Raw genomic sequence first — 22,757 nt, forward strand, 5'->3', positions numbered from 1 at the left:
TAACTTAACCACTCATATTTTCATGATTAAGTTAACTGTCATTGCTTATATACTGTTAGCGATCGCATCTAAAATCTGATCTTTTTCTAATTCTTCTAATCCATTACCCGCTGCGGAAACATAATGAATTGTATTTTCCCAGCTACTCATAACCGTCCAAGGTGAAGCATCAGGAGCAAATAAAAGCAATCGTTTGGCTGATACTGGAATTTCGTGCCAATAATCTGTCAATTCATCAAAGGTTTTTGGGATATTATTAGGGTAGTTGCTAGGTTTTCCACCTTTTTCTAAACTATGAGCGCTGGCATCTGTGTAAACAACTACCACATATCTTTGCTTGCTAAAATTCCCTTTTTGCCAGTCGGATTTAAGTGCTAACCCCAATCCTTCTAAGCCGTTTTCGGGTTCATCTCCACCACCTTCAGCCTTAATTCCAGAGATAAAATTAGCAAAATCTGGGGACTGCGATCGCAAATCAAAAAATTCTGAACACTGCATCGCAATTTCTGGTGAATCTGCCCAATAATCCCGAAATACAATTACCTTAGCTCTAAGTTGGTCAATTTTCTTAGTTTTTTCCTTCATTTTGGCTTCTAGCTGCTCATAAAACTTCAGAGCGGTTGATTTCACCTCTTCAATCAAATGACCCATTGAACCTGTGCCATCAATACACATTACTAAGTCCACTGCATAGGTTACACCCTGATTGTCAGCCATAAATTTATATCCGTACTTATGTTTTAGCTAGTTCTTATACTAAATGTTCTCTTTTGAACTTTCTACACCAAAAAAACCTGTTTTTCTCGCATTTATATAACGAAATATAAACTCAGTAACCCGAAAAACACTGAAAAAGTATGATTTTCATGGTTGAAATTAAGTTATAATTGTTGCTGTAATACTTACCCAGCCTAGAATATATGAATGTTACAGAGTTATTACAATTTGTGGATCAAGTCGTCCAGAAACAAACAGGAGAACATCTAGACGATTTAGAAAAAGCTATTCTCAAAGGACTTTGGCAAGGTCAAACTTACAATCAAATAGCAGACGAATCGGGATACAATAGTCAAAACTATATTGGAGATGTTAGTCGTAAGTTATTTAAAACTTTATCAGAACAGTTAGGTGAAGATATTAATAAATATAATTTTTGTTGGACTTTAGAAAGAGTTATAAATTCTCCTCAATTTGTTGGTTTAGTAAATACTAAAATTAACTGGTGTTCTAATTATCCTAAACCGGATAAAAATCAATCTCATGAAGAAAAATCAAACAACGAACTATTCTATCATGATTTAACAATTGCACCAAAAATCACCCATTTTTACGGACGAGAAAGAGAACTACAAACCCTATCCCATTTCTTAATCAATCAGAATGCCCGTCTTATCTCTGTTTTAGGATTACCTGGAATTGGCAAAACTACCTTAATTAAAAGATTTGTTGACCTAAACTTACAAAATTTCAATATCATCATCTGGAAAAATATTAAACTATCCGATTCTTTAGATTCCATTATCGCTGAAATTTTCAAAGCGATTAATTCCGAATTTATTCAAACTGAAAATAAACTAACTCAACTTTTTAATCTTTTCCGTCAGCAAAAATGTTTAATTATTATTGATAATATCCAAGAACTATTTACCCCAGGACAACTTGCTGGAAAGTATAAACCTGAATATAAAGACTATAAAACCTTTTTAACCATGATCACAGAAATTGAACATCAAAGTAGTTTGATTTTAATTAGTCAAGAACAATGTCAAGAGATGATTTGCATAGATGAAGAGTTGTATCCGGTTAAATGCTTAGAATTACAAGGTTTAGATAATACAGATATTTTGAAAAATCAAAGACTAAAAGATGAGGAAAGCTGGTCAAAACTCATTAATTTATATGAAGGTAATCCAGTCTATTTACAAGATATTGCTAATTTGATTAGGAATATTTTTCAAGGTAAGACTTCAGAATTTATCAGTGAGAATAATTTACTCTTAACAGAAAATATGAAATCTCAATTAAATGAATTATTTAACCGAGTATCATCCATAGAGAAACAGATTATTTTAAAAATGAGTAAAGCTAATGAAGCAATATCAAGAGAAGATTTAAAACAAGCTTTATCTTTATCTTCTACAGATTTGATTAATGGTTTACAGTCTTTAAATAGACGCTATTTATTTACATTAATAGAAAGAGAGAAAACTTTGTTTAATTTATCTCCTGTATTTAGGGAATATGTTAAACAATTGGATATTGTCAACCACTAAAGGTCTAAATAGATATTAATTGGCTTATTATACATAATGGTAAAAAACTACATCTTTCGTAGGGGTTGAGCATTGCTAAACCCTTGCAATATCCGTTGATTTACCATAATTACAAAAAACTATGGTTTTCAAGTTAAACTCAGTTTAGTCTAAAAAAATTCCCAATAAAAAAGTTTTCCATTTAACATTCTTGATTTAAGCCAAATTTAAGCCAAATTTCAAAACCAGACTGAATCAGAATTATACTATATTCAGTATCTAACAAACAATGTTACTCACAAACTATATAAATTTCACTTAGTCTAAAAATTAAACTCTCTTAATTCCCCAACCAAAAAACCTCAAATTACCGCACCTTTCCACCAACATAATCAAGTTCGGAGTAATCCCAAGAGTGCATTTGACGGAAAGGAAGACCCATCTTTTGGAAGACATACTTCTCTTTCACACCAGAAGCAACTAAGTCTGGCTTCAATGCTTTGATGAACTCTTCAAATTCGTAAGCGGTAACGTCGTCATAAACGATAGTTCCGTTTTCGATGTAGTGAGTAGTACGTTTATAGTCGTCACTGTGAGCGAACTCATAACCAGTACCAATCATCTTCATTCCCAAATCTTGGAAAGCGGGAACAACGTGACGGGGACGTAAACCACCAACCATCATTGCAACTGTCTTACCTTCCAAACGGGGGCGATATTGACTAACGATCGCATCCATAGTAGGTTGGTACTTAGCAATTACTTTTTCAGCATTTGCTTGGATCTTCGCATCAAACTTAGAAGCGATTTCGCGTAAAGATTCAGCAATTTTGGTAGGACCAAAGAAGTTATATTCTAACCAGGGTATACCATAAGCTTCTTCCATGTGACGGCTGATGTAGTTCATCGAGCGGTAACAGTGGATGAGGTTCATCTTCACGTTGGGGGTCATCAACATTTCGTTGATTGTACCGTCACCAGACCATTGAGCAACAACGCGCAAACCGATTTCTTCTAACAAAATCCGGCTGGCCCAAGCATCACCACCGATGTTGTAGTCACCAATAATGGCTACGTCATAAGGAGTGCCTTCAAACTTCAATGTACCGTCTTTCTTACCTTGATCTGCTTTGGGGAATACCCAGTCACGAATCATGTCGTTAGCGATGTGGTGTCCTAAAGACTGAGACACACCACGGAAACCTTCGCAACGGACGGGAATAACTGGCTTACCGATGGTTTTGGATGTCTTTCTAGCTACTGCTTCGATGTCATCCCCAATCAAACCGATAGGACATTCAGATTGAATAGAAACCCCACGATTCAAGGGGAATAATACATCTAATTCTTCAATTAATTTAGTCAGTTTCTTGTCACCACCAAACACGATGTCGCGTTCTTGGAAGTCGGAGGTGAAGTGCATAGTACCAAAGGTATCAATACCTGTTGTACCTAAGTAGTAGTTACGACGACCAGACCAAGACCAGTAACCGCAACCTACGGGACCGTGACTGATGTGGATCATGTCCTTGATAGGACCCCAAACCACACCTTTAGAACCTGCGTAAGCACAACCACGAGCGGTCATTACACCAGGTAAGGATTTGATGTTAGATTTAACACCACAATCAGCCTTACCTTCTTCAAATACGTTTAAATGCTTCTCACGCTTCTTAGCAGCTTTTTCGGGGTAAGCTTTGAGAACTTCTTTAACTAGTTCTTTTCTTTGTTCAACAATCTTCTTGTCGTCGGTCGAAGTCATTGTTAATCTCTCTTGCTCCTAAAGGAACGGAAATAGGGATGAGGTGTTTGGGGACATGAAGTCCCCTGTAGCGATAGGGAAATGTTGGTCAAAGGTGAGAGCTTTTGATGTGCTGCTCTCTGCCTTTTTCCTGGTACTAGAAAATTCTTTCTTCGTAGCGAATTATGCCTATTTAGCCAGCATTTTTGCAGCGTTTTCTTCGCTTTCGAGAATACCGAACTCAATCAACAATTCTTCCAACTCTTCCATTTCGATAGGTGTAGGAATGGTGAGGTTTTTGTTGTTGATGATCTTCTTAGCTAGTGCGCGGTATTCGTTAGCTTGTTTGCTATCAGGCGCATACTCGTTCACTGTCATCCGACGTAATTCAGCGTGTTGAACTATGTTGTCGCGGGGAACGTAGTGAATCATTTGGGTGTTCAACCGTTTTGCCAAGGTTTCGATTAATTCGATTTCTCGGTCTGTGTTACGGCTGTTACAGATCAAACCACCTAAACGAACTCCACCGGAGTGAGCATATTTAAGTACACCACGAGCGATGTTGTTTGCAGCATACATCGCCATCATTTCACCTGATGTAACGATGTAGATTTCTTGTGCTTTACCTTCACGGGAAAGAGTAATAAGATAATTTTAAAAGCCGGAAAATGTTCATTCTCAACTATGTTTGCCGCAATCATTGTCTGGAGTGAACAGTTTTTTTATTAGGGTAAATCTAGGGTATGGACAGAACACAGGAAGCATTTGCCGATTTTCACCAAACAGCTATTACCGACGGGGGATATTTAGGCAGAATGCAAGCAGTAGAAAATCAAGAAAATCACTTAACGGCAAAACTGACCACAGAATTAAAGGCAATTAATGCTAGACTAAGAGCCGCTAGGGTGAGTGTTTCTGTCAGAAAATCCGGCAATTCATTACAGTTGAGAACTACCTTACCTATTAAACCAGGTGATATTGATAAAAACGGTAGCAGCACAAAGCAATATGATATTTCTTTGGGTATTCCTTTTAGTTTTGATGGGTTAAATACGGCAGAAGAAGAAGCTAATGAGTTGGGAAAATTAATTGCCAGAAAACAATTTATTTGGACTGATAAATATTTAGGCAAAACTAGATTTAAAGCTAAGTTACTCACCATGTTTGAGTTGGTTTCTGAGTTTGAAAACAACTATTTCCAAACTAGGAAACGCACTCTCAAAAGTAATAATACTTTTAATAGTTATTTTTATATTGCTAACAAACATTTGCCAAAGGATAAACTAGCTATAGATGCCAATTTTATTGATGCTGTGAAATTTTGCCCATCTTCGGATAGTGTGAAAAATGAGTTAATTAAGGTAATTCGGGTTTTATGTAAATGCTCTGGTTTAGAAGTTCCAGAATTAAGTAATTTAAAAATTAAGGCTATTTCTCAACGTAAACGTGATATACCCACTGATGCAGACATAGAACAGGAATATCTCAAGTTTGAAAATTATGCTATTAATCGTTCTAGTAAGTTAACAACTAGGGAAGATAGAAATAATTGGAAATTGTGGAGATGGGTTTATGGGATGTTAGCAACCTATGGATTAAGACCCATTGAAATTTTTGTTAATCCTGATTTAAATTGGTGGTTATCATCAGATAATGTCATGAATACATGGCGCGTAAATGAAGAATGTAAAACGGGAGAAAGGGAAGCTTTACCATTATATCCCCGTTGGGTAGAAACTTTTAATTTAACCACGGATACCGAAGCGATCGCACTATTAAAAGCAAAAATCCAAAATAAAATTACCAGTAGAGAAATCAACGCTGTACGACATGGTACAGATAGATGGTTTAGATTTGTGGGGATTCCCTTTCAACCTTACGATTTACGCCATGCTTGGGCAATTCGAGCGCATTTGATGGGGATTCCTATTAAAGCTGCTGCTGATAATTTGGGTCATTCTGTGAATATGCACACATCCATTTATCAAAAGTGGTTTAGTTTAGAAAATCGCAAGGTTGCAATTGAGGAAGCGATTAAGAAAAAATCAAAGGTGGAAGATTTACAGGATATGGTGATTAGATTGGAACAGGAAAATGAAAGGTTGAGAATTGACAATGAAAGATTGAGGTTGCAGATGGGACACAGTTTGATGAAAATTGAGTTAGGATAAGAGTTAGCCTCACGCAAAGACGCAGAGGCGCAAAGAGTAATTTTATAAAACTAGGAATGTTACAAGATATGTCTTATAGTCAATTTACATCTATTGGTAAGGTTAAAGAAGCTTTTGGTTTAAAAACTCAGGAAGGTGGGCGTTTTATTCCTATTCTTGAAAAAATTGAACCATCTGTGACGCTAAAAGCATATCTTGAAGAAAGTTTACCGCTGGCTGGTTCTGCTAGTGAAAAAGCCCGTTCGGAAGGGATTATTTACCCAGTTTTGTTAGAAGTCAGAAGAATTTTAAATCGGCAAATTAGCTTATTTTCGGGTGAAGATTTTACAGTTGATGAGTCAGTGGGACTTAATGGAATTTGCGATTTTCTATTAAGTAGTTCTCCTGAAGTGTTAGAAATTGAAGCCCCTGTAATTGTCATTGTTGAAGCAAAAAAGGCTGATTTAAGAACTGGGTTTGGACAATGTATTGCAGAGATGGTGGCCGCGCAAAGATTTAATGCTGCTAAAAATAATCCCCTTCGTGTTATTTATGGTGTAATTAGTAGTGGTACACAATGGCGTTTCCTGAAGTTGGAAAATGATCTTGTTACTATTGATTTAATGGATTATTCTCTACCTCCTGTGGAAGAAATTTTGGGTATGTTAGTTTGGATGATGCAAAATGGGGGTTAATTCAGTAATTAAAAATTACTTCCCAATAGTTAATCTATATCCTCTAGTTCAGGAATATGTTCATTTTCATAGTTTTCAATTAAAACTCCGATGACTTCCATGAGTGAAGCAAGGGGATGGTTTTCATCTTCACCAACTTGATCTATCAGAGAATCTAGTATATCAACTAAGTGTTCATATTCCTGTTCTGTGTGAGGAACAAAGACATTTTCGGCAATGGATGACCAAGCATTAATGGTTTTTTCAAAGTTTAAAGTTTGCATTATTCTTTCCACTTTCCTTCATCATATTCTGAATGTGTTAGCACAGCACGGATATAGATTTTTTGGCGGTTATAATGAATTGCTGCAATTAGTCTAACTTTGTTACCACCAATATTAAAAACTGTCAATTTACCAACTTGATCGGCTGATGGAAATATTTGACGGAGTTCTACAAATGAGATAAATTCATTTTCCTTTATTAATTGATACCACTGAGATAGAGCATTTTTTGTATCTGGATAAAGTTTAGCAAATTCATTTAGTCGTTTACGAATAATAATGTGCATTTGAAAAACTGTGATTTTGTAGTAATTTAGTCATATTTTAACTTTTGTGGTAGTTGTTGAAAAACTAATTCACCTTCTATTACTTCACCTTGACGAATTTGTTCTGTTCCTTCAGCAATTTTTCGTCTTAATTCACTGAGTTGTTTTTCTTTTTCATCATGTTGTTCTAAAAGTTGAAAAGCTATAGATAATAACTCATCAATGCTTTTATATTTACCTTGTTGTAGTTTTTCAAGAATGTATTTTTCTTGATCTGGCTTGACTGCAATTTGCATCTTTATCTCCTTATCTTTGAATTGATAACAATTCTCAAAGTTATATCCTTAATCCTAATTAAAGCATTAAATCACTTACTTGGACACACTAAATATGATTCCTAGGTCGCGCTAGTTCCCTCCGGGACGCTACCGCGAACGCTATCGCATCCCCACAATGCACATCTTTATTAATTTAAAAACTTTTATTTATAAACATCTCCTCTTGCACCAATTGTGAAAATTTCAACTTCACCAGATTGGGTATTAACTGTAAAGACAATTCTGATTTTACCAATACGTAATCTATAAAATCCTTCCCAATCTCCTTTCATTTTTTTAATATCAAATTCTGTAAAGGGAATAATGGCTTGTTCTTCGACAAAAAGTAGAAGTTGAGATATTTTTTCCTGAATTTTCTCAGCATCTTCAAGATTTGCCTTTTCTAAAAACTTAATAGCATTCTTACGAAATTTTATGGCCATGTTTTACCCACTCTGTCATATCAACTAATTCTTCATCTTGATAATCTGATGGTGAACCAAACATTTCATCTAGTTCTTCTTGTTCTTCATCACTTACATAGGGTATAAGGACTTGACAGAGCAACATTCTTTCTTCTCGCAAAACTTCGCGGATGCTTTCTTTGATTATTGCTTTAAGTTCTTGGATTTCCATGAGTATTATCCTTGAGAATAAAAGTATTATACCGTTTTTAGTAGAAGCGATCGCACTAAACCACACACCGGAAATGCGATCGCTCCGATAACCCACAACACCGGAAGAGCTTTTAACGTTCAAATATCTTACTGTTATCGCGTTTATTCTGCTCAGTTGTCTTTAGAATTTGAGGGGAAAAACGGAAAGCTTCATCGTGCTTTTGTCGTTCACGAGCCAACCGCTGTCTCGACTTCAAAGTTTCTCTTAACAAGTACCTAACCCAGCTATCCAAATCTGCGCCAAATTTATACTCATCAAGCAAAGCTTCTTCTAAAAAACCAAGAAATATTTGAAGCAGATCAGAAGTAGTCAGTTCTAGATAGCGGTTTAAGAGATTTGACTCTTCAGGCCAGTGAGGTAAGGTTTTATCTCCTAAGCCCATATCTTTCGCTAATTCAATTAGGTCATAGTAATCTGTGTACCAGATATTCTCATAGTCCATATCAGGAAATATCCTGGCGTTATTACCAAGGTATACCATCGCTTTCATGAGACTATCAATAACTCGCTGTTCTTCTGCCGGAGAGTAATGTTCTTTTATAGCTGCCCTCAAAATCTGCCCCAACTCATAACCTCTCTGGAAAGTTATCTGTTTATCCTTATTTAATTCATCTGTTGAAAGTTTCTCATCCTGAAAATATTCACTTTCAGGCAAGTTATCATGCTTTATTCGTCCCGCATCCAATTCAGGATTATGAGTACCAGAAATGAATGTTTGTAGCAACTTTAGAAGTGACATAACAAAAGATCCTCATGTTTACTAAAAACTTTAATTTGACAAATAGGATAGACCAAAAATCACCTATATAATCAAATTTCTCGAAGCAACTGTAAGAAAACACTTACTTGCAACATCATATACAATTATAATGTGTAGTGTAAATTTTTGGTCGGAGTGCAGAAGTGACAGAAGAAATTGATTTGATGAAACTTGTAATCGAAGTAGATGATGAGCTTATTCAAAAAGGGGCAGAACCCTTTCAACGTCCTCTATCTGCCTACTTTATAATTGCACAAAAGTTAAAACCAGGCAGCAATTTCATACTGGACTATGATCCCCTATTTAAGGCTGTTGATCAGATATACAAAAAACTATATCGTTTAACAGACTTGGTAATGCCACCTATGTATATGGGAGTATTTATGTTTCGAGATGTATTCTTTCCGCTACGTATTCCACTTTCTAGCTTACCAGCAATTAATCCAGTAGATTTTCTAATAGACGTACCTGATATACAAAAACAATGGCTGTTTAATGATCAACAGACTGGCTTAATATTCTTTGACCAGGTTATCGATCTGATGGATTTTGCGTATGGACTCGATGATGTTGAAAAAATGGGGAACCTGCCAAATAAAACAGTGGAATGGTGGTATTTGGCAAAACAGCAGCTTGAAGCAGCAGCAGCAACACTTTTAGGCTCATTCAATAAATACGCCGTAATCCAAAACTGTTGTATTGCAACTGAGCTACTTTTAAAAGGTGCTTTAATAACTTTTGGTTTTGATGAAGAAACTTTGGCAAATAAAAAACCTAAAAATAAAAAAGATAAAAATAATAAGGAGGACTACGGGCATAATCTTGAAAATCTAGTGAATAAAACGGCTGATCATCTACCCAATCTCAACAGAGAAACACTCCTATTCGTGGTTCAGGATTTACCAAAATATGTTCAAAGTCGGTACGAGGCTCAGAACTTCTCACGATTGGATCTAGGAAGATTTGTGATGAATACTCAATTTATCAGCGGTGAAATTTTGCGTCAGTTTTCCAATCGCAACTGTCGAGAAGACTTTACCACCATGCCAAATGGAAGTTGGGACTTAACTTATAGAACATTTCCAAAAAAGTAGAGTGATATCATGTGTTATCAAATACCCATCAATGTTGTAGTAGCTATTAGCTAAAATTATGATAGGGTATTTGTAATCAACTGTTAGAACTGTTGTAAAAAATCAGTAACACATTTATCAAAAATCATGTATCCCCCTTGACGCTAGGGACAAAATAGGGTAAATAAAAGAATAAATCCTCACAAAAATCCCATTTCTCTAAAATTTCCCAGGGCAAAAATAGGGCATAAAAAAATAAAAATTCCCAACCAATTGCATTCACAAAAACCCTAGACAAAATAGCTTAATCTTCACGGATAGGCATAGCAAATCCACCGCATACAACGTCACCCAATACGTCGTAAGATACGAAATCTAAGTCTGTGTAAGCACCGTTTTCTTCTAGGAAGTTAATAGCGGTGATAATACCACGACCGGCGCAACCTACACCGGGTTCTGGACCACCGGATTCCACGCATTTAACATCGCGGAAACCTTTGAGCATTACTTCATGAAGTTCTAGGTCTTCAACAGATCCTCTTTCAGCAGCCAAGTGAAGAACGGTTGTTTGAGCCTTAGAGTGAAGCATCAAACGAGTAGAGTTATATTAACAATATGGGCAGTATGAGGAATGATCATGAAAGCAGGTTATGTGAGGGTTTCCACCCGTGAACAGGATGAAGGCAATGCTTTGGAGCAACAAACAGCACGAGTAGAAAGGGCTGGTGCTATTGTCATCTTCTCAGATGTTGAGTCCGGTCGCAGCGACAAGAGGAAAGAATTTAATAAAATGATTGCTCAGTGCAAACAAGGCAAAATCACTGAAGTCATTTGTACGAGAATTGACCGACTAGGACGCAGCGTGGTGGGGATTCACAAAGCGATCGCTATCTTTGAGGAGTATAAGGTCAAACTCACGGTTTTGGATGCCCCCGTTGACCCAACTTCCCCCTTTGGGTGGTTTTCTGTGAATCAGATGGCTGGTTTGGCTGAATTTGAATCTAGGCTACTTGCTAATCGGATCAAAAATGGCATGAACTTTTTTAGAGAGCAGAAAAAGGCTTCTCCCCGTCCACCTTTTGGGTATTGTCGCGTGGATGAAAAGTATGCTCCTGATTTATCTGAGATGAATGGAATTAGTAAATGGGCGATCGCTCACAAGATGATTGAATATTTCCTCGGTGATGGGGCTACATTGAGGAGTACGGCGCAATATTTACTGCAAACTTATCATCTCAAGTGGACTGCTGCCGGACTGCGTTACTGGCTTTTAAACCCTGTACTGAGAGGCTGTACCGCCTACAATATCAAAGACAATTTAAATAAACCTGAGAATTGGGATATTCATGAAGATACTCACCAACCTTTAATTAGTGAAAATATCTTCAAACGGATAGTTGCAAAACTTGACGAAAATAAATCTAAATACAGCTACGGTAGAGAAAAAAAGGAAACAGAGATTTTCCCACTAGCGGGGCAGATTATTTGCGCTGACTGCGGCTATAAATGTTTTTGTAAGAAACGAAATTCGACATATAGAGTCCGTTGCAAAAAACATGAAAACATGGGAAATAATTTTTGTAGCAACAAAATTAGCACCTATCTACCAGATATTATTTCAGCAGTGGATCAAACCTTAGTAGAACGGCACAGGGAAATTAAGGAATATGCAATTACAAGTTCAAATGTAGAAACACAGGATAGCCCCGAATTGATTGCTAGGCAAGAACAACTAAAAGCACTGAGACGCTTACCTAAAAACCCAATCATTCAAGATGCCATTGACCAAACAATTTTAGAGATCAATAAAATCAAACAAAAAGAAACGGTAGTTAACAAAATCAACAGCGAACTATTTGATATTCTTGCGTTTTGTTGTAGCAATATTAATTTTTGGGATGAAACACCCTGGGCGGATAAATCCTTAATATATAAAGAATTAGTTGATTACGTAAAAGTTGCCAATGGTGAAATCAAAGAAGTCAAGCTGCGGGTTTAAGCAGCCCTTGAAGTTCTACTTCAAATTCTTCCTCTGATAATAACATTAATCTCTTTCTGGTATAAGGATCTAAATAGCGAATCCTATACCATTTTTTAGAGACACGAATCAATACTTGAGTCGCTGTTTCTTGCATATCATAATAGATGAAGTCTTATAACTAGTTTAGCTATTTTTTGATATTTTTGTCTGTTTATGATGAACAAATTTATTGTTCAGACACAAAATCAAATATCAAATCAAGTTTTGTGTTTCTCAAGAATCAAGAATCTCATATTGTTTTGTATGAATTATTTATCAGTATTCTCTGATTCTAAACTATTCCTTAACCACCGTTGGTAATGTGTCTGCATCCTGCACAGTCAGGGGAAATTTTTTAACGTAGTTCCCATTACGGTTAGCTTTGTAATCAGCAATCATTTCTAAGGCTTTACTAGCTGTAGCGACCTGCAATTATAAATGCCCAAACCTGCAATCAAGACATTTTCAAACCAGGATTATTTGCAACTATAATTTCATTTGAACCAGAATTAACTGCAACTGAACCAGGATTAAATGCAACCAACCTGCAATCATCGCTTTCAACCAGGATTAATTGCAACTGACCGAAAGTCCCGTCAAACGGTAGTTGTCCAGTTTGCTCAAAAAACACCCCAATTTATCAACAAAACTATTTGAACTTCAGCCAGGATTAAATGCAACTATAAAGGTAAAAAAACGGTCGTTTCTTTTACCGCTATTACTTCCATCAAACAAAACCAAAACTGAATTAAGTTTAGTAACGAAACTGGGTAATTATATCAAAGGCAATATATGCTGTTAGGTAACGAGTTTATTTACTTGTTGGGGTTCAAAGTATGTTGATAGGCTATGCCCGAATTTCAACAGATGACCAAAATCTGAATCTGCAAAAGGATGCTTTGCAGCAGGCTGGTTGCGAGAAAATTTACTCCGACCGAATCAGCGGTGCAAAAGCAGAACGACCTGGACTCTCCTTGGCATTGGAAGTAGCAAGGACTGGTGATGTTTTGGTTGTATGGAGACTAGACCGCTTGGGAAGGTCACTCAAAGATCTGATTTCAATAGACATCTCCGAGAATTAAATGTACGTGACTTGAAACCCTTGTAGAGACGTTCCATGGAACGTCTCTACGATCTTTTTCGGAGATGTCTAATGATGGAAACCTTGGATAAGCGAGGAATTGGGCTTTCTAGCTTGCAAGAATCCATCACCACCACAAATAACAGTGGTAGATTGATTTTCCATTTATTCGGTGCATTGGCTGAATTTGAGCGCAACCTCATCCGTGAACGCACGACGGCTGGACTTGTAGCAGCACGAGTGCGTGGTCATAGGGGAGGTAGACCAAAAGCCCTTGATCCAACTAAACGTCAATTAGCAGTAAGACTTTATACGGAAAAACAATACACAATTATTGAAATATGTAAGTTAATGGGAATTTCCAAACCAACGCTCTACAACTATATTGCAGAGATAAAAACTGAACATGGTACATAAGCAAATCCCTGTAGAGGCACTTATTAATTTACGCCACCGCCTCGACGGATTGCCCAGCCGTTGTCAAGAGCGGCGAATTCTCATCGAAGAGACAGCAGCATTATACGGAGTGTCAACAGATACACTATATCGCGCTTTGCGTAACTCATCACGGCCATGAAAATCCGTACTAGTAACAAGAAAGGGCGACATATCTCCACAGTCCGAGCGATTGAACTGTTGGAGGAGTTTGGGATGGAAACACCCGATGGTTTTGTCCAACCAGATAAAGGTGCGTTAACTAGAAGCACTGTCAATTATTACTTAAAAACGTGGGGATATGACCAAGAACGCATGACTAGGCAACCGCCTGCGGTGCGTTTTCAAGCAGAGTATAGCAACGAATGTTGGCATTTCGACCTCAGCCCATCTGATTTAAAACACGTAAAACAGCCATCGTGGGTAGAACCGGACTTAGCAGGAGAAACTGTCGTGCTATGGTGGGGTTTGTTTGACAACGAACTGTACGTAGAGAAAGAAGACCGTCGTTACGGACCATTTTATCCAGTTGACAGACCTATCCCCTTACACCGCTACCGTAAATTTAAGAAAACTAAAACTGAAGAACGGGCAGATAAAATTGCCAATTTAGCTAAAAAGTTGGGTTTGCCACGGACTGCCTTGGACAAAAACGCGGACTTACAATTTCTGGTGGATAAATATAAGGAATTGGAGCCAACTGTTACACCTTTTAATGACCCCGACCCATACCAAGAATTTACTTATCCTACTGTATTGTTTGCTAAAAGGGCGATTTCTGAACAACTGGCCAAACCTTTGGCTAAATTGTCTCCCGAACAGTTAACATTCATTGATGCCCTGCTGGCTGAAACTCTGAATAAAAAAGCGATTATTGAACGAGTGCGGCAATATTTCCGCTCAAATAAAGGAGAGGAACAAAATGCTCACTGAAGTCATGGAACACTTTCGGTTGCTCAGGGAGTTTCGTAAGGCTGGTTACTACGAGACAGAGCATCAAAAACAATTGTTTAAGGATATTAAAGTCGCAATCCATTCAGGCAAGCTGGTTGCCATTACGGGAATTATCGGGTGTGGCAAGACGACGACTTTACGCCGTTTATTTGAGGTTTTGGAGAAAGAAGGCAAGATTTTAGTCTCGAAATCGCTTTCTGTTGATAAAAACCGAGCGACACTGCCAACACTGATTGCTGCCTTATTTTACGATTTATCAACAGATAAGGAAATTAAAATTCCTGCACTTGGGGAAAAACGGGAGCGGGAACTGCGTGACCTGATTAGAAAAGGTAAAAAGCCTGTGGCGTTGTTTGTAGATGAGGCTCACGACTTACATTACAGTACGCTCACAGGACTCAAACGTTTAATTGAGGTAGTTGAAGACGGTGGTGGTACGCTCTCTGTGGTGTTAGCTGGTCATCCTAAGCTGAAAAATGATTTACGCCGTCCAACTATGGAAGAAATTGGCTATCGGGCAACAGTCTTTTCTTTGGAGGGTATTGTTGGTAGTCAAAAAGAATATATTGAATGGTTGGTATCTAAATGTACTACTGAAGATACTCAAATAAGTGACATATTGGAACCGGATGCTATTGACTTACTTGCCACGCGGCTGAGGACACCATTGCAAATCGAGCAACATTTGACACTAGCTTTCGAGGCTGCATATCTTTTTGGAGAAAAAACAGTTACCACAGCGATTATTGAGTCGGTTTTATCTAAGCAAATTGACGATTTGGAACCCACCTTAACCCGGCATGGCTACGATGTCAGAGGTTTGGCGGAACAGTTCAATGCCAAACCAGCGGAAATTAAATTGCTGTTTCGCGGACAACTTGACCCAGCGCGCTCTCGTGAATTACACGAGCAAATGTTGGCGGCGGGACTGCCACTTTGAGCGGATTGAAACTGCGATAAAAATGTTAATATTTATAGTTGCAATTAATCCTGGCTGAAAGCGATGATTGCAGGTTGGTTGCATTTAATCCTGGTTCAGTTGCAATTAATTCTGGCTGAAGTGTAATTATAGTTGCATTTAATCCTGGTTTGAAAATGTCTTGATTGCAGGTTTGGGCATTTATAATTGCAGGTCGCTACAATTATGAGGATAAATCAATATGAAGGTTAGAAGAATAAAACGCGGTCAAAATATTGAGCTATTAGAACAACTAAATAACATTCCAGATGGAACAGAAATAATAATTGACTTAGAATTTATTGAAAAGCAAATACCAGAACCAAAAATACATTTAACAGAAGAAGAGAAATTAGCTAAATTAAATAAATTATTTGGTGCGTGGAAAAATCAACCAGATTTAACAGAAATATTTGCAGAAATTGACCAACAACGCCATACTTACCAAGGTAGGGTATAGACTTAATTGATAATCAATCAATAATTCCCTAACCCACAGCATATTCTGTAAACTTCCTCATAAAAGGAGATTGAAATCCCAAAACAATATCCTCCTTTGGAACTCCCACAGCTACTAAATTCTCTGCAATATCATCTTCAGTACCATTCCATTGCAGCCAAATTTTTTCACCCTTAATATCAATATGAATAATACAACTATGTATCCATTCTTGACCTTCCCAACCTACATGAACTATTTGATAATGGTCACGTTGTGTATCAAAAATTGTCTCAACTTCTATATTCCCGTTAGCAGGTCTTTGTTCGCTATATTCTTGTAAAATCTGCTGTACAAGCTGGCGATATTTAGTTAGTTTATCCATTCTGCAATTACCTCATTCTCTACATCATAAATAATCATTTTGACTTGATTCTCTTCAATCATATCTCTAGGAAAATCAAGATTAAAAAATGTCTTATAGGTTGTTAAAGGTACTGCTAAATACAAAACACGATCTGGCTGTCTTCTTCTTAATGCACCTCTATAATTAATAAACTGTCCTAACGCTGTATGAAATTCCGAAATTGCAGACGACCTCTCCAAAAAACTTTTGATCTCAACAGCAATTTTTTCTCCTTCTCTTTCCGCTGCAATCAGCTTTTCTGCGGCTAAATCAATAGACAGATTTACCCCGCCTACACTAATTGATAGGGGATCGTGAGTAATCTGCCAACCGTCCTTCTGTAGAGCTTTTTTGACAACTTCATGAAAGACATCTTTAGCCGACATACTGATCCCTAATTATATTTCCTACATATATCTTACAATATTAACGCATTTCTTCCTTTGCGCCTTTGCGCCTTTGCGTGAGATACTTTCCCCTATAAATCCTCATGCAACGCCCCCAACTTCCGTATCTCCGGCCAAATTACGGCTGTTGCAACCACCACCAAAATCGTCCCAATACCCCCACCAACGACAGAAAACACGGGACCAAATAAAGCCGCAGTCAAACCAGACTCAAAACCCCCCAACTCATTAGAAGCACTGATAAACACACTATTGATAGCCGCAACTCGACCCCGTAAATGGTCAGGAGTACGAATTTGCACCAAAGTATGACGAATCACCACGCTAATGCTGTCTAACGCCCCACTTAATACCAACATCAACAACGACAGCCACACCCAACGGGATAAACCAAAAATAATTGTCACAATCCCAAACCCGACAACCGACCAAAGTAAGGCCGGACCAGCTTTGCGGATAGGTGGCAAATATACCAACAATGCTGCCATAATTAATGCACCTATTGATGGTGCTGCTTGTAAATAGCCCAATTCCACAGGACCAACGTGCAGAATATCTTTGGCAAAAACGGGTAATAATGCCACTGCACCACCCAACAAAACAGCAAATAAATCTAAAGTGATAGCTGCAAGAATGAGTTGATTATTCCAAACAAATTCAGCCCCAGCAGCTAGGGTTTTTAAAGATATTGGTTCTTTTTTAAAGTTGGTTTTTTGGGGTTTAATGGCTGCGGTGAGGAAAAAACATGAAAGTGCAGCGATCGCCGATAATATATATACTCCCGTCGCATTCTTGAACAGAGCAATACTAAATCCTCCCAAAGCTGGCCCAATTACTGACGCTAATTGAAAACTACTACTATTCCAAGTCGCTGCATTAGTAAAAGCACTCATCGGTATTAACTGCCACATCAGCGCATCACCCGCAGGTTTGAGAAATGCCCTGGCTACACCTGTTAATAATAAGCAAGCATAAATTAGAAAAACTGCACCTTGATAATAGGAAATAGCCGCTAAAGTTAGAGAACAAAACATTAATAGCAGCATTGAATATAAAGTAATCTTTTTGCGTTGGCTTTGCCCGCCTTTGGCATCGCTTTTATCAGCAACGTGTCCCGTAATCAAAGTTAGGGCAATCATTGGTAAAACCTGCGCCAGCCCGATGCCACCTAAGGCCATCGCTGAATTTGTTCGCTCATATAGCTCCCATCCCAGTGCTACCGTCTGCATTTGTCCCCCTGTGAAGAGGACTACACGCCCAATGGTAAATAGCCGATAATCTCGAAATCTCATGGCTGCAAAAGGATCGTGTTGTGCAGCCTTATTGTTATGGTGAGTTGGTTTCTGTTTGCTCGAAGACATTTTTTAGTAGAGTCAAGCCTGATTCAATTTGTGATACCTGCTCTGGTGTCAAACTCTCCAGAATTTCCGCAATTTCCCCGCGAGTTTTTTCCTGAGATTGCTCTAAAAGCAGTTTTCCCTCTCTTGTCAAATTCAGGACTACTCGTCGTCGTTCTTGAGGATTATCTGTCCGTTGCACCAGATTACGTTGGACTAATTTTTCTATAGTTGTGGATGCTGTAGCACAGGTAACTCCGAGATGATCTGCTACCTCAGACAAGGAAGCACCAGGATTGCGATTCAGAAAAGCGAGCGATCGCAATTGTGGTATAGATAAAGAGTCAGAACTGTGCGATCGCATTTCAGATCGGATAAACCGCATCAATAAGGGGACAGTTTCCATCACCCTAGCGGCACATTCTTCAGAGGGTTTATCCAAACTCATAAGACCGTTTTTCTCCAGATTACATTGCCACCTGTGGATAAAGTCGGCCACAGATGTAGGTTAAACCTATTAATGTTAGCAAGAGAATTGTACAATCTAACCCAAACCCATAAATACTTGAGCCATTTGCCAGCATTGCACCGCGTAAAGCATCCACTTCATAAGTCAAAGGATTCAAGTGGGAAATGACCTTTAACCAACTTGGCATTAAGGAAATAGGATAGATGGCATTACTGGCAAAAAACAACGGCATGGTGATTAATTGCCCAATACCCGTAAATCTTTCCCGCGATTTCACCAAACAGCCAATGATCAGTGAAAAGGTACAAAAACAAGCTGCTCCCAAAAATATGACTAGGACAACTTGCAAGAAACCCAAAGGATTGAGATTGAGGTGTACACCTAACAAAAACGCTAAAAGGTAAATAAACACCACTTGGAAAAAACAACGAATCCCAGCCGCAAAAGCTTTGCCCAAGACAATCGCTGCACGGGGTATGGGTGCAACTAAGAATTTCTGCAAAATCCCTAAATCCCGTTCCCAAATTAATGTCATTCCCCCAGCAAAAATAGCAACAAACAGCGCACTCTGAGCCAAAATACCGGGAGTCATAAAATCCAAGTAAGGTAAATTACCTGTAGGGATAGCACGAGTCCGAGTAAATACTTGCCCAAATATCAGCAGCCATAAAGCCGGTTGTACAGCCCGAATCACTAAATCACTAGGATCATGGCGGAGTTTTCGCACTTCCAATTCAGTAATTACCAGGGTTTTAGTAAATAGTTCTTTAATATTAGAAAAAATCCCTTTGGGGCGATTATATCTGGGTTCAACCCAACCGTTGAGTGGTACGTCTGGTTCTTGCAGTCTCACGATAACTCACTCCTGATACTAATTGATTTCCTGCGTAGTGGATGAAGACATCATCTAAGGTTGCTTCTGGTTTCCCAATAGCTGCTTTTAAATCTGCGGGTGAACCGGTGATAATTTCTTTACCCTGATTCATAATCACGACTCGATTACAAAGATGATCCGCTTCTTCTAAAAAGTGAGTAGTTAAAAAGATGGTTGTACCGTACTCAATCCGCAGTTGCTGTACAAGTTGCCATACTTGTGTTCTAGCAACTGGATCTAATCCGACTGTTGGCTCGTCTAGAAATAAGATTTGGGGTTGATGTAAAATGGCTTGGGCAATTTCCAATTTCCGAATCATTCCCCCAGAAAAGGTTCTCACTAACTGATGTGCTACATTCTCCAAACCCATGAATTCCAGCACTTCAGCGATTTGCTGTTTTCTGCGTCGAGGGGGAATATCATACAATTTAGAGAATATTAACAGATTTTCATAACCTGTTAAAGTCCCATCTGCTGATAAAGCCTGGGGTACATAACCGATGACTCTTCTGACTGCATCAGGTTGATGAGTCACATCATAACCGGCTAAGTATGCTTTCCCGCTACTGACTGGTAGCAAGGTAGTTAACATCTTAATTACTGTACTTTTTCCCGCACCATTGGGACCAAGTAAACCAAAAACTTCTCCCGATGCAACGGAGATATTCAAAGTATCAACGGCTGTTGATTTTTCAAAGCGGCGCGTCAGTTCCAAGGTTTGTAATATTACTGATTTTGGAACTTGTGCAGGTATTTCCGCAGATTCTATTCTTCCCGTAAGTTTCGTCACGAGTCGGATTTACTTCCTTGTTCAAATAATTAGAGTATCTAAATATTAGTTTGACATATTTTTTCTAAAAGTCAATACCAAGGATTAATGATGACAACTCCAGTACCAGCAAAATCTTTTTCGTTGCGAGTAACAAGTGATAAAGAGTGTTGAAGTGCGATAGCAGCAATTAAAGAATCCATAGCGGGTAGAGGTCGGCCATTCTGTTCTAGTTGACAGATTAAATTTCCCCATAACACCATTGTGGAGACATCTAGAGTTAAGATTCTGTTTTCAAAGCGATTGGGTAGGGTTTCATTTAGCCAAGTTGTGAGAGATTCTTTTCTCTTAGATGGAGTAAGTTTGCAGATGCCTTTAGCGATTTCGCCAATAGTAATTACACTGAGGTAAAGTGTTTCTGGCATTTGGGCATCTACCCAATCTAAAACTTTTTGATTTGGTTGTTTGGCAACAAGTTCAGAAATTAGACAAGTATCAAGGAGGTAGGTCATGGGGTGAAGGTATCGCGGGGTAGACTGTTGTGATCTCGGTTCAAGTCGAGTTCTTCACTGAGTTCAGCCAAGGGGGATTGACGGAAAAATTCTGAGATTTTAGTAGGTTGTTCTGAGTTGTTATTGCCTGTAGTTAGGCTTTGGGCAAGGAGTTGAATAATATACAGTTTATCGTCATGCGAAAGCTGAAGGAGTTGTTGTTCGAGTTCTGGGATAACCATGATGGGGTTTAAATGAAGGATAATTTTATTGTACTTTCAGCCTGGAGTTTAGACTAAAGTAGAGCGATCGCTATACTATTCTTATGGATAGATTATTTAAACCAATATGGACTGGACAACACCACTCAAGGCACAACAGACTGATTTTATTCAAAGACTTAAATCTGCTAAATTACTCCATTGTGACGAAAAAGGCCAGCATAGTGAATTAACTGTCATTTCTGATGAGAGATCAAAGCCATTACGGAATTTTTGCTGGGAGATGATCAGAAAGTATAAACCAAATGATCCCCAAAATTACTTTATCAACAATATGAAGGGGAAGTTGGGTGAGGAAGTTGTTAAATCCCGTTTAGCTGATTTTGTCACGGAAGTTGACTATGAAAAGCGCGTTGGTGGTGATGGAAAAGTTGATTTTACCTTAACTTCTGACTCATCAATTGGTATTCAGGTTAAAGCCCGTAATGGTAATTTTGATAAAATTCAATGGTCAATTAGTCGAGAAGAAATTGAAAAAAATGCTGTTCTAGTTTGTATTTTAATTCAAGAAGAAGTCAGCGAGGCTCAGGCTGAATACAATCTGATTTTGGCGGGATTTTTACCAACTAATATGATTAAATCGGCTGCTGGTAAAGCCTTGGTGGGAATAGATGAATTGCTTTATTCTGGAGGTTTACGTAGCTATTTAGAGAGTTTGACATCTTCTGAAGCTGACGAATATATGCGCTTGGGTTATGAGTGTCTTGAAAAAAAAGATTATCAAAGTGCTTCTTATTATTGTACTCAAGTATTGCAACTGAAACCAAATAATGCTGATGCTTACAAAGTAAGAGGTATTGCCCGTTATAAATTAGGAGATAAGCAGGGTGCAATTGAGGATTGTACCGAGGCTATTAAGATTGATCCTAACTATGCAAATTGTTACTACGGCAGAGGTCTTATCCGTTCTGAATTAGGAGACAAGCAGGGTGCAGTTAATGATTACACTCAGGCTATCAAGATTGATCCTAACTATGTCGATGCCTACTTTCAGCGAAGCTTGGTCAGGTTTTATGATTTAGGAGATAAGCAGGGTGTAATAGATGATTGTAATCACATTATCAAGATTAATTCCAACAATGCTGCTTACTTGATGCGGGGAGTTGTTCGTTTTGATTTAGGAGATAAGCAGGGTGCAATAGATGACTACACTCACGTTATCAAAATTGATCCCAATAATGCTTTTTCTTACTATGAACGGGGAGTTGCTCGTTATAATTTAAAAGATAATCAGGGTGCAATAGATGATTTAACTCAGGTTATTAAGACTGATCCTAACAATGCCTTAGCTTACTACAACCGGGGAGTTGTCCGTTATGAATTAGGAGATAAGCAAGGAGCAATAGATGATTACAACCAAGCTATCAAGATTAATCCTAACTATGCTGGTGCCTACACCAACCGGGGAGTTGTCCGTTATGCTTTAAGAGAAGGAGATAAACAGGCTGCAATTAAAGATTTCCAAACAGCCGCAAATATATATAAAAAAGAAGGTAAGGAAACAGACTATCAAAAGGCTATAGAGATGATCAGAGAAATTAACAAATAATGAATATAAGTTAAGCCAGGTAAGAAAGATCCCCGACTTCTGAATTAAATTTTTTGTCAATAATGAACATCATTCAAAGAAGTCGGGGATCT

At 38.1% G+C, this 22,757-nt stretch carries 26 protein-coding genes and 4 pseudogenes; 11 read left to right on the forward strand and 19 right to left on the reverse strand.

Annotated elements, in window-relative coordinates:
* Window positions 1–45: 45 nt before the first annotated feature.
* Complete coding sequence (locus FJR09_RS06985; protein ID WP_168653637.1) at window positions 46–717, reverse strand: vWA domain-containing protein; 672 nt, start codon at window positions 715–717, stop codon at window positions 46–48.
* 203 nt (window positions 718–920) lie between these two features.
* Between FJR09_RS06985 and FJR09_RS06990 the strand changes: the two genes are divergently transcribed.
* A complete protein-coding gene (locus FJR09_RS06990; RefSeq protein ID WP_168653638.1) occupies window positions 921–2,273 on the forward strand; it encodes an AAA family ATPase in 1,353 nt (450 codons plus the stop codon).
* Between the two features lie 346 nt (window positions 2,274–2,619).
* Here FJR09_RS06990 and nifD read toward each other — a convergent pair whose 3' ends face one another.
* Together nifD and nifH (FJR09_RS07000) are read right to left on the reverse strand one after the other, a co-directional pair.
* The gene (nifD, locus tag FJR09_RS06995) at window positions 2,620–4,014 is read right to left on the reverse strand and encodes a nitrogenase molybdenum-iron protein alpha chain (protein WP_051155216.1); all 1,395 of its coding nucleotides are present in this window, start codon (window positions 4,012–4,014) and stop codon (window positions 2,620–2,622) included.
* Window positions 4,015–4,182: 168 nt separating this feature from the next.
* Window positions 4,183–4,626 (reverse strand): annotated as a pseudogene (gene nifH / locus FJR09_RS07000) (nitrogenase reductase); the annotation flags it as partial.
* Window positions 4,627–4,736: 110 nt separating this feature from the next.
* Here nifH (FJR09_RS07000) and FJR09_RS07005 point away from each other — a divergent pair.
* Window positions 4,737–6,164: a site-specific integrase gene (locus FJR09_RS07005; protein ID WP_015081304.1), complete on the forward strand. Its 1,428-nt coding sequence runs from the start codon at window positions 4,737–4,739 to the stop codon at window positions 6,162–6,164.
* Window positions 6,165–6,232: 68 nt separating this feature from the next.
* Window positions 6,233–6,838, forward strand: a complete 606-nt coding sequence (locus FJR09_RS07010) for a hypothetical protein (protein WP_015081303.1) — start codon at window positions 6,233–6,235, stop codon at window positions 6,836–6,838.
* A 29-nt stretch (window positions 6,839–6,867) separates the two neighbouring features.
* On the opposite strand, the gene FJR09_RS07015 is transcribed toward FJR09_RS07010, so the two are convergent.
* From FJR09_RS07015 to FJR09_RS07040, 6 genes are all read right to left on the reverse strand, one after another.
* Window positions 6,868–7,101, reverse strand: a complete 234-nt coding sequence (locus tag FJR09_RS07015; protein ID WP_015081302.1) for a hypothetical protein — start codon at window positions 7,099–7,101, stop codon at window positions 6,868–6,870.
* Window positions 7,101–7,388, reverse strand: a complete 288-nt coding sequence (locus FJR09_RS07020; RefSeq protein WP_015081301.1) for a type II toxin-antitoxin system HigB family toxin — start codon at window positions 7,386–7,388, stop codon at window positions 7,101–7,103. Before FJR09_RS07020 ends, FJR09_RS07015 begins: the two co-directional genes overlap by 1 nt.
* Window positions 7,389–7,414: 26 nt before the next feature.
* Entirely contained in the window at window positions 7,415–7,663 is a 249-nt protein-coding gene (locus FJR09_RS07025; RefSeq protein ID WP_015081300.1) for a type II toxin-antitoxin system ParD family antitoxin, read from the reverse strand.
* Window positions 7,664–7,848: 185 nt separating this feature from the next.
* The gene (locus FJR09_RS07030) at window positions 7,849–8,127 is read right to left on the reverse strand and encodes a type II toxin-antitoxin system RelE/ParE family toxin (protein ID WP_168653639.1); all 279 of its coding nucleotides are present in this window, start codon (window positions 8,125–8,127) and stop codon (window positions 7,849–7,851) included.
* The gene (locus FJR09_RS25040; protein ID WP_254433051.1) at window positions 8,108–8,443 is read right to left on the reverse strand and encodes a hypothetical protein; all 336 of its coding nucleotides are present in this window, start codon (window positions 8,441–8,443) and stop codon (window positions 8,108–8,110) included. The genes FJR09_RS07030 and FJR09_RS25040 overlap by 20 nt, the downstream gene beginning before the upstream one ends.
* On the reverse strand, window positions 8,433–9,101 hold the full coding sequence (locus FJR09_RS07040; RefSeq protein WP_015081297.1) for a hypothetical protein: 669 nt from the start codon (window positions 9,099–9,101) through the stop codon (window positions 8,433–8,435). The genes FJR09_RS25040 and FJR09_RS07040 overlap by 11 nt, the downstream gene beginning before the upstream one ends.
* 164 nt (window positions 9,102–9,265) lie before the next feature.
* Here FJR09_RS07040 and FJR09_RS07045 point away from each other — a divergent pair, with 164 nt between their 5' ends.
* Window positions 9,266–10,216 (forward strand): hypothetical protein, encoded by a 951-nt coding sequence (locus FJR09_RS07045; RefSeq protein WP_148279078.1) that lies wholly within the window; start codon window positions 9,266–9,268, stop codon window positions 10,214–10,216.
* Window positions 10,217–10,505: 289 nt separating this feature from the next.
* On the opposite strand, the pseudogene nifH (FJR09_RS07050) reads toward FJR09_RS07045, so the two are convergent.
* Window positions 10,506–10,799, reverse strand: a pseudogene (nifH, locus tag FJR09_RS07050) (nitrogenase reductase); the annotation flags it as partial.
* A gap of 27 nt (window positions 10,800–10,826) precedes the next feature.
* On the opposite strand from nifH (FJR09_RS07050), the gene xisF reads away from it, so the two are divergent.
* Window positions 10,827–12,194, forward strand: coding sequence for a fdxN element excision recombinase XisF (gene xisF, locus FJR09_RS07055; protein WP_015081295.1), 1,368 nt, complete (start codon window positions 10,827–10,829; stop codon window positions 12,192–12,194).
* Here xisF and FJR09_RS07060 read toward each other — a convergent pair.
* Both FJR09_RS07060 and FJR09_RS25790 read right to left on the reverse strand, forming a co-directional pair.
* Window positions 12,178–12,330, reverse strand: a complete 153-nt coding sequence (locus FJR09_RS07060) for a hypothetical protein (RefSeq protein WP_160170653.1) — start codon at window positions 12,328–12,330, stop codon at window positions 12,178–12,180. The two genes, xisF and FJR09_RS07060, sit on opposite strands and share 17 nt — an antisense overlap.
* A 182-nt stretch (window positions 12,331–12,512) precedes the next feature.
* Window positions 12,513–12,647, reverse strand: a complete 135-nt coding sequence (locus tag FJR09_RS25790) for a hypothetical protein (protein ID WP_256369478.1) — start codon at window positions 12,645–12,647, stop codon at window positions 12,513–12,515.
* A 102-nt stretch (window positions 12,648–12,749) separates the two neighbouring features.
* Here FJR09_RS25790 and FJR09_RS25795 point away from each other — a divergent pair, with 102 nt between their 5' ends.
* The 5 genes and pseudogenes from FJR09_RS25795 (at window position 12,750) to FJR09_RS07080 (ending at window position 16,103) form a co-directional block, all read left to right on the forward strand.
* Entirely contained in the window at window positions 12,750–12,872 is a 123-nt protein-coding gene (locus FJR09_RS25795; RefSeq protein ID WP_256369477.1) for a hypothetical protein, read from the forward strand.
* A 179-nt stretch (window positions 12,873–13,051) separates the two neighbouring features.
* Window positions 13,052–13,713 (forward strand): annotated as a pseudogene (locus tag FJR09_RS07065) (recombinase family protein).
* Window positions 13,714–13,717: 4 nt separating this feature from the next.
* Window positions 13,718–14,664 (forward strand): annotated as a pseudogene (locus FJR09_RS07070) (hypothetical protein).
* Window positions 14,654–15,625, forward strand: a complete 972-nt coding sequence (locus FJR09_RS07075; RefSeq protein ID WP_168650750.1) for an ExeA family protein — start codon at window positions 14,654–14,656, stop codon at window positions 15,623–15,625. Before FJR09_RS07070 ends, FJR09_RS07075 begins: the two are co-directional and overlap by 11 nt.
* Window positions 15,626–15,845: 220 nt before the next feature.
* Window positions 15,846–16,103, forward strand: a complete 258-nt coding sequence (locus tag FJR09_RS07080) for a hypothetical protein (RefSeq protein WP_168650748.1) — start codon at window positions 15,846–15,848, stop codon at window positions 16,101–16,103.
* Between the two features lie 28 nt (window positions 16,104–16,131).
* Here FJR09_RS07080 and FJR09_RS07085 read toward each other — a convergent pair whose 3' ends face one another.
* The 7 genes from FJR09_RS07085 to FJR09_RS07115 all read right to left on the reverse strand — a co-directional run bounded on the left by FJR09_RS07085 (window position 16,132) and on the right by FJR09_RS07115 (window position 20,856).
* Window positions 16,132–16,467 carry a XisI protein gene (locus FJR09_RS07085; protein ID WP_168650746.1) on the reverse strand — a complete coding sequence of 112 codons (336 nt, stop codon included), beginning with the start codon at window positions 16,465–16,467 and terminating at the stop codon, window positions 16,132–16,134.
* The gene (locus FJR09_RS07090; RefSeq protein WP_168650744.1) at window positions 16,455–16,874 is read right to left on the reverse strand and encodes a XisH family protein; all 420 of its coding nucleotides are present in this window, start codon (window positions 16,872–16,874) and stop codon (window positions 16,455–16,457) included. Before FJR09_RS07090 ends, FJR09_RS07085 begins: the two co-directional genes overlap by 13 nt.
* A 92-nt stretch (window positions 16,875–16,966) precedes the next feature.
* Window positions 16,967–18,256 (reverse strand): MFS transporter, encoded by a 1,290-nt coding sequence (locus FJR09_RS07095; RefSeq protein ID WP_168653640.1) that lies wholly within the window; start codon window positions 18,254–18,256, stop codon window positions 16,967–16,969.
* On the reverse strand, window positions 18,222–18,680 hold the full coding sequence (locus FJR09_RS07100) for a MarR family winged helix-turn-helix transcriptional regulator (protein ID WP_168636886.1): 459 nt from the start codon (window positions 18,678–18,680) through the stop codon (window positions 18,222–18,224). Before FJR09_RS07100 ends, FJR09_RS07095 begins: the two co-directional genes overlap by 35 nt.
* A 19-nt stretch (window positions 18,681–18,699) precedes the next feature.
* Window positions 18,700–19,554, reverse strand: a complete 855-nt coding sequence (locus FJR09_RS07105) for an ABC transporter permease (protein WP_168653641.1) — start codon at window positions 19,552–19,554, stop codon at window positions 18,700–18,702.
* Window positions 19,511–20,365 carry an ATP-binding cassette domain-containing protein gene (locus FJR09_RS07110; RefSeq protein WP_168653642.1) on the reverse strand — a complete coding sequence of 285 codons (855 nt, stop codon included), beginning with the start codon at window positions 20,363–20,365 and terminating at the stop codon, window positions 19,511–19,513. Before FJR09_RS07110 ends, FJR09_RS07105 begins: the two co-directional genes overlap by 44 nt.
* Before the next feature lie 71 nt (window positions 20,366–20,436).
* Window positions 20,437–20,856, reverse strand: coding sequence for a type II toxin-antitoxin system VapC family toxin (locus FJR09_RS07115; protein ID WP_168653643.1), 420 nt, complete (start codon window positions 20,854–20,856; stop codon window positions 20,437–20,439).
* A gap of 327 nt (window positions 20,857–21,183) precedes the next feature.
* Between FJR09_RS07115 and FJR09_RS07120 the strand changes: the two genes are divergently transcribed.
* A complete protein-coding gene (locus tag FJR09_RS07120; RefSeq protein WP_168653645.1) occupies window positions 21,184–22,665 on the forward strand; it encodes a tetratricopeptide repeat protein in 1,482 nt (493 codons plus the stop codon).
* The last annotated feature ends 92 nt before the right edge of the window (window positions 22,666–22,757 follow it).

Origin of the sequence: Dolichospermum sp. UHCC 0406 (assembly GCF_009712025.1) — a bacterium.
GTDB classification, from domain to species: Bacteria; Cyanobacteriota; Cyanobacteriia; order Cyanobacteriales; family Nostocaceae; genus Dolichospermum; species Dolichospermum lemmermannii.